Annotated in this window: 7 protein-coding genes; 2 read left to right on the plus strand and 5 right to left on the minus strand. The window is 64.4% G+C overall.

The features are described 5' to 3' along the window. A partial coding sequence (locus FJV80_RS34230; protein ID WP_142878491.1) for an ABC transporter permease occupies positions 1-765 on the minus strand: 765 nt, incomplete at its 3' end. A 271-nt stretch (positions 766-1036) separates the two neighbouring features. Further along, entirely contained in the window at positions 1037-2470 is a 1434-nt protein-coding gene (locus FJV80_RS34235; RefSeq protein ID WP_142878492.1) for a DHA2 family efflux MFS transporter permease subunit, read from the minus strand. Between the two features lie 119 nt (positions 2471-2589). On the opposite strand from FJV80_RS34235, the gene FJV80_RS34240 reads away from it, so the two are divergent. Further along, on the plus strand, positions 2590-3591 hold the full coding sequence (locus tag FJV80_RS34240; RefSeq protein ID WP_142878493.1) for an ornithine cyclodeaminase family protein: 1002 nt from the start codon (positions 2590-2592) through the stop codon (positions 3589-3591). Then, the gene (gene hutH, locus FJV80_RS34245; protein WP_095790740.1) at positions 3588-5096 is read left to right on the plus strand and encodes a histidine ammonia-lyase; all 1509 of its coding nucleotides are present in this window, start codon (positions 3588-3590) and stop codon (positions 5094-5096) included. Before FJV80_RS34240 ends, hutH begins: the two co-directional genes overlap by 4 nt. Here the strand turns inward: hutH and FJV80_RS34250 are convergent, their stop codons facing one another. From FJV80_RS34250 to FJV80_RS34260, 3 genes are all read right to left on the minus strand, one after another. Next, complete coding sequence (locus tag FJV80_RS34250; RefSeq protein ID WP_095773828.1) at positions 5097-5900, minus strand: 3-methyl-2-oxobutanoate hydroxymethyltransferase; 804 nt, start codon at positions 5898-5900, stop codon at positions 5097-5099. Positions 5901-5940: 40 nt separating this feature from the next. Then, the gene (locus FJV80_RS34255) at positions 5941-6252 is read right to left on the minus strand and encodes a MocE family 2Fe-2S type ferredoxin (RefSeq protein WP_095787828.1); all 312 of its coding nucleotides are present in this window, start codon (positions 6250-6252) and stop codon (positions 5941-5943) included. A gap of 27 nt (positions 6253-6279) precedes the next feature. Next, on the minus strand, positions 6280-6590 hold a 311-nt coding region (locus FJV80_RS34260), incomplete at its 5' end, for a fatty acid desaturase (protein ID WP_185975305.1).

Below are 6590 nucleotides of genomic sequence, written 5' to 3' on the forward strand. Positions count from 1 at the left end.
CACCAGCACGATGTCGTAAAGCAGCGTCGAGTTGACGACGCGGGTGTTGATCGAATGCAGGCTGGCCGCCGTCAGCAGGCCGGCGATCAGCGCCACGAAGGCGGAGAGCACGTAGCGCAGCACCAGCATCGGCCGCACCGGAATGCCGATGTTGCGGGCGGCGACAGGATTGTCGCCGGCGAAATAGATGTAGCGCCCCCATTTGGTGTAGCGCAGGAACAGGAAGAACAGGAAAGCCAGGCCGGCAAAGACGAAAACCTCGATCGGGATATCGAGGAAGCGCAGGCCGCCAAGCAGTTCGACCCAATGGCCCTGCGGCACCGGCACGGCGTCCTGCGTGATCAGTTGCGAGCGGACATAGCCGAAGACGAATGAGCCGGTCGCCAGCGTCACGAAGATCGCCGGCACGTCGGCATAGGCGACGAGAAAGCCGTTGAGCAGGCCGATGGCGAGCACGCCGGCCAGCACGTAGGCGAAGGCCAGCCCGTCCGAGGTTCCGGTGTTGAGCAGTTGCAGATACCAGGCAACCGACATCGCCATGATCGCCACGGCCGACAGGTCGATGCCGCGCCCGATGATGACGACCGCCATCCCGAGCGCCAATATGCCCAGCACCGACACCGACCTGACGATGGCGACGAGGTTGTTGGGGTCGATGAAGCCCGGCAGGCCGATGGCAGCTGCAAGGAACAGCACCACTGCGATGGCAAAGACAATGCCTTCCTGATTCAGGCTCCTGAGATTTAGCCAGCCGATCGCATTCATGTCCGCGTTTGCCCCGATGGCAGCGCTGCCATCCCGAAAGCAAAAGCTAATCGGCTCTGCGCCGGTTCGTCAAATGAATCCGCATTCAGAACGCGGCCTTATGCTGATATTCGCCGAGTGGACGTATCGATTGCCAAAACTGGCGCAATGCCCGGAAACTCCTGCATTTTTGGCAATCGATTGCGCCCTCGCAGCCATTCGCGAAAGTGCAGCATCAAGGCGAAAGGATGAGGCGGAATTTATCTCCGCATCAGGCGAGAAAATCCGATTTTCAATTCCCCGGCGCGTGGCCGGAAACCTCGGCGCCCGCAGTTGGCGGCAGCACCAGAAAACGCAGCGCCGCCACCAGCCCGATGGCGCCGATCACGAAAAAGGCGATTCGAAAATCGACGAGGTCGAGCGACGGTTGCGCCCTGGCGATCTGCGACAGGTTGAGGATCGCCGCCGCCACGGCGACGCCGAACAGCATCGCCACCTGCTGCAGCATCGAGGACAACGTCGCCGCGGAGCTTCGCTGCGCGGCGTCGATATCGGCGAAGGCCAGCGTGTTGAGCGCGGTGAACTGCATCGAGCGCGACAGGCCGGCGATCAGCATCAGCGCCACCACCAGTGCCTGCGGCGTCTGCGGCGAGATCACCCCGCAAGCCATGATCGAGGCCGAGGCGATGATGCCGTTGACCACCATCACCGGGCGGAAACCGAAACGCCGCAGCGTCGGCGTCGTCACCGTCTTCATGCCGAGATTGCCGAGGAAATAGGCCAGGATCATCAGGCCGGCATCGACAGGCGAGAGGCCGAAGCCGAGCTGGAACAAGAGCGGCAGCAGGAACGGCGTGGCGTTGATCGCCACCCGGAAGATGGTACCGGCGGCAAGCGTCGAGATGGCGAAGGTCAACACCTTGAACGAGGAGAGGTCGAGCAGCGGATGCGGAGCGCGCCGCAGATGCCGCACCGCCAGCCAGCCGATGACGCCACCCGCCGTGATCAGCGCCGTGGTCGGCAGCACGCCATCCTCGGGATGCGCGACGCGCTCGAGACCGTAGAGCAGGCAGGCGAGCCCGAGCGACGTCAGGAAAAATCCCGGCCAGTCGAGCGGCTTCGGGTTCGCCTCGCGATCGCCCGGGATGAAGCGGGCGACCAGCGCCAACCCGATCAGCCCAAGCGGGATGTTGATGAAGAAATTCCAGTGCCAGGATAGATAGGTGGTGATGAAGCCGCCAAGCACCGGACCGACCACCGGCGCGAACAGCGCCGGCCAGGTGATCAGCGCGGTGGCGTTGAGCAGCTCGGATTTCGACGCATTGCGCAGGACGAGAATGCGGCCCACCGGCGTCATCAGCGCGCTACCCAGCCCCTGCACGGCACGTGCGGCAACGAATTCGGTCAGATTTTGCGAGAAACCGCAGGCGAGCGAGGCCAGCGTGAACAGCGCGATGGCCAAGAGGAAAATGTTGCGCGCGCCGAAACGGTCGGCGAGCCAGCCCGACAGCGGCACGAACACCGCCATGGTCAGCATGTAGACGGTGATGCCGATGCTCATCGCCACCGCCGGCACGTCGAAAGACTGGCCCATCTGCGGCAGCGAGGTCGAGATGATCGTCGAATCCAGCAGTTGCATGAAGAAGGCGATGGCAACGATTAGCGCCACGCGCCGTGCATTGGTGGCCGTTTCCGGCAAGGTCTCGGTCTCGGGAATGGCAGTCATTTCGGTCCGGTTTGAACAGCATTTAGCCGGCGGCGTCCAGACACGGCGCAACAAACTTTCGTGTCGCGTCGCGGCCTGCTATGGGATGCGCGGGTGATCGAGGAAAGTGCGCGCGCAAAATGAAGCCCATCTATATCGACTATCTCAATGCCCTCGACATTGAAGCGCTTGCCATGACCGATGGCGAAATCATCGCGGCGGTCGAGGCTGGCCTTGTCGCCCAGGGCAAGGGCCAGACGGTGATCGAGCCGCGCGTTCATCTCGAACCGGACCCATCCTTCCACGGCCATTTCAATGTCTTGCGCGGCTATGTGGCGCCGCTCGACACGGCGGGCGTGAAAATCGTCGGCGACTATGTCGACAACTATCTGCACGGCCTGCCCTCCGAATTCGGCATCCTCAATCTGTTCGATCCACGCACCGGCACGCCGCGCGCCATTCTCGACGCCACCGTCATTACCGACATGCGCACCGGTGCGGTCACCGCGATCGGCGCCAAGCATCTGGCGCGCAAGAATTCGAGGGTGCTGGCCCATGTCGGCGCGCGCGGCACCGCCTACTGGAACGTGCGGCTGCTCGACCATCTGTTCGACTTCGATGAAATCCGCGTCCATTCGCGCCGCCCGGAAAGCCGTGACGGCTTTGCCGCCAAGCTCTCCGCCGATCTCGGCAAGGCGGTCACGGCCGTAGCCGACTGGAAAAGCTGCGTCGAGGGCGCCGACATCGTCGTCGAGGCCTCACGGCTGCCGGAGCCACAACCGCTGCTCAAGACCGAATGGATCAAGCCCGGTGCGCTGGTCGTGCCCTATGGCACGATGAGCGCGGTGGAGCTGTCGCTGACCGACATCATGGAGAAGATGGTCGTCGACGATTGGGGCCAGTGCAAGGGCGGCAAGTTCGGCTCGCTACGCGCTCATGTCGAGACCGGGCGGCTCAGCGAGAAAACGCTGCATGCCGAGCTCGGCCAGATCGCCGCCGGCCTCAAGCCGGGCAGGCAGAGCGACGACGAGACCATCCTGTTCTGGCATCGCGGCCTGTCGCTCTCCGACATTGCGCTGGGCAAGGCGATGCTCGCCAAGGCAGGAGAAAGAGGCATCGGCCAGAGGCTGCGCTTCGCATGAGCGCGCTGGTCCTCACCGGAGCCGGCGTCAGCGTCGGTGATGTCGCCACCGTCGCCCGCCAGGCGCGCAAGGTAGAGATCGGAGCCGACATCATCGGCCGGCTGGACAAGGCGCGAAAAGTGCTCGACCAGGCCGCCGCCTCAGGCCAGCAGATCTACGGCCTGAACACCGGGCTTGGCGCCAATCTTGGCACCTCCGTCGAAGGCGACGCCAGCGCCTTCCAGCGCCAGCTGCTGCACGGCCGCAGCGGCGCGGTCGGTGAAACTCTGCCGGTAGAGGCCGTGCGGGCCACCATGGTCGCCCGCGCCTCGATGCTGTCGGCCGGCGGCTCCGGCCTGTCGCCCATGGTCTTCGTTGCTCTGGTCGACGCGCTCAATGCCGGCGTCCATCCGGTGATGCCGTCGCTCGGCTCGATCGGCGCCGGCGACCTCGTGCCGATGACCGCGCTTGCTCGCCTGCTGATCGGCGAAGGCGAAGCCGACTATCAGGGCCGGCGCATGCCGGCGGCCAAGGCGCTGATAATGGCGCGCCTCGCCCCGATCAGCCTGGCGCCCAAAGATGGATTGTCGCTGATCAACGCCTCGGCCGTCTCCGCCGGCAGCGGCGCCCTCGCGATCACGGATGCGCTGTCGGCGCTCGCCCAGCAGCAGCAGGCCGGCGCGCTGACCATGGAAGGTTTTGGCGCCAACCGCACCATCCTCGATCCGCGCCTGCAGATGGCGCGGCCGGCGGCCGGACAGCAGGAGGCGGCGAAGGCCTTGCACGACCTTCTCGCCCGCGACGAGATGCCGGCGCCCACGACCATTCAGGACCCGTTGTCGATCCGCTGCATGCCGTCGATCCACGGCGCGCTGATCGAGGCAATCGGCCAGGCAAAGAGTGCTGTCGAGATCGAACTCAACGCCGCCGCCGACAACCCGCTGGTGATCGGCGACGATGAACTGGTGATGTCGACCGGCAATTTCCACACGGCCTCACTCTCGCTTGCCTTCGAGACGCTCGGCCTGGCCATCGCGCAATGCGCCGCCGCCAGCGTTGCCCGCTTCATCCAGCTCACCGGTTCGGGCCGCAACGGCTTGACCAAATATCTGTCGCCCATCGGCGGCGCCTCGGCCGGTTTCGTGCCGCTGCAGAAGACGGCGACATCGATCTTGGCCGCCATCCGCCACAAGGCCAATCCGGTGATGCTCGACTTCCTGCCCGTTTCGGAAGGCGTCGAGGACCATGCGACCCAGTCGCCCCTCGCCGTTTCGAAATGCGCCGGAATGATCGCGCTGTGGCGGCGGCTGATCGCCTTCGAATTGATGGCCGCCGCCCAGGCCGTCGACCTGCGTGAAGGGTTGACGCTGGCGCCGCGCACTGGCGCGATCTATGCGGCGGTGCGCGCGCATGTATCGATGCTGAAGGACGACCGGCCGCTGGGGATCGACGCCGAGGTGCTCCACGCCATGCTCACCGACGGAGCATGGCAAGGCGCTGCGGCGGTCAGCAAAGAAATCGAATAATCAGCTCTTTGCGTCTACCCTTTTCATGAACAGGCTGAGCTCGGCCGGGTCCATGCGCACGACGTGCCTGTCCTCGGGATAGGCGCCGCTGTTGACGTCGGCGACATATTCGGAGAACGCCGCCACCCGCTCCGCCTGCAGCCGGTCATACTCGGCGGCGAAATTGCGATAGACCTTGGAGTGACGCGGCATGTGGCCCCGGTTCTGGCCGAGAATGTCGTCGGCGAACAGATATTGCGCGTCGCAGCCGGTCCCCGCCCCCATCGACAGCATGATCAGCGAGGTGCGCTCGGAAATCGCCTTGGCCACCTCGACCGGCACCACTTCGATCTCGGCGCCGACAGCACCGGCGGCCTCCAGCTGTTTCACCGCCTCGAAAACCTGGATGGCTGTGTCGGCGGTCTTGCCGACCGCCTTGAAGCCGCCGGTCCAGGTGGCGCGCGACGGAATGAGGCCGACATGGCCGATGACGGGGATGGCATCGTCCGCCATGCGCTTGATGGTGGCGTAGCCGGCGCTGCAATAGACCGCGTCGGCGCTTGCCTTGTAGAGCCGGAAGGCCCAGCGCACGAAATCATCCGCCGTGCCGATCTCGAAGAAATTCTCGCCCGGCATGGTGAACAGGCTGGGCGCGGCATCGCGATATTGCGGGTTGAGCACCAATTCGGGTGGCACCGAGACGATATCGACCCCTGCCCGCTCGGCGGCCTCCGCCTCATCCAGGTTGAGCACGCGCAGCATGGTCAGCTGACGCTTGCCCTTCATCGCCCGCAGATCGGCGACGGTCGGTCTCTTTCGGCTCATTAAAGCGTCCCCTTTGTGATGCTGGATCGGTTGCCGCGCGTCAAATCTGGATCATCACCTTACCGGCCTCGATCTTCACCGGATAGGTCACGAGATTGACGCAGACCGGCGCGCCCTTGGCGGCACCTGTCTTGTAATTGAAGCGGCCATTGTGCTTGGGGCATTCGATGATGTCGTCCATCACCAACCCGTCGGCCAGATGCGCCTTCTCATGCGTGCAGTAGCCGTCGGTGGCGAAGAACTCGTCATCGGGCGAGCGGTAGACCGCGAAGGTGCGGCCGCCATGGTCGAAGCGGATGACATCCTCTTCCTCGACATCATCCACCGCGCACGCTTCAACCCAATCGGCCATCTCGGTCTCCTGCAAAATTCGCGATCGCTATTCGGCCGCAGCCGACATATCGACCTCGTGGAACTCGCCGCGATAGGGCCTGGCCGTCGGCGGCAGTTCGCGCTTGAGATAAGAATCCTCGTATTTCAGCTGCCTGAGCAGCACCGGCCAGACCTCGCGATAGGCATGCCACATCGACGGGTTCGGCTCCGGCAGGTCGTGTTTGATCAACTCATGCAGCCTGGGCAGCGCGTGATACGGCACCATCGGGAACATGTGATGTTCGACATGGTAGTTCATGTTCCAGTAGATGAAGCGGCTGATCGGGTTCATGTAGACGGTACGGCTGTTCAGCCGGT

This window comes from Mesorhizobium sp. WSM4310, from assembly GCF_007003935.1.
GTDB lineage: Bacteria > Pseudomonadota > Alphaproteobacteria > Rhizobiales > Rhizobiaceae > Mesorhizobium.

Excerpts from the sequence above, each read along its gene's own strand:
- FJV80_RS34240 (WP_142878493.1), top strand. The coding sequence starts at position 2,590 with ATGAAGCCCATCTATATCGACTATCTCAATGCCCTCGACATTGAAGCG.
- FJV80_RS34255 (WP_095787828.1), bottom strand. The coding sequence starts at position 6,252 with ATGGCCGATTGGGTTGAAGCGTGCGCGGTGGATGATGTCGAGGAAGAG.
- FJV80_RS34250 (WP_095773828.1), bottom strand. The coding sequence starts at position 5,900 with ATGAGCCGAAAGAGACCGACCGTCGCCGATCTGCGGGCGATGAAGGGC.
- hutH (WP_095790740.1), top strand. The coding sequence starts at position 3,588 with ATGAGCGCGCTGGTCCTCACCGGAGCCGGCGTCAGCGTCGGTGATGTC.
- FJV80_RS34235 (WP_142878492.1), bottom strand. The coding sequence starts at position 2,470 with ATGACTGCCATTCCCGAGACCGAGACCTTGCCGGAAACGGCCACCAAT.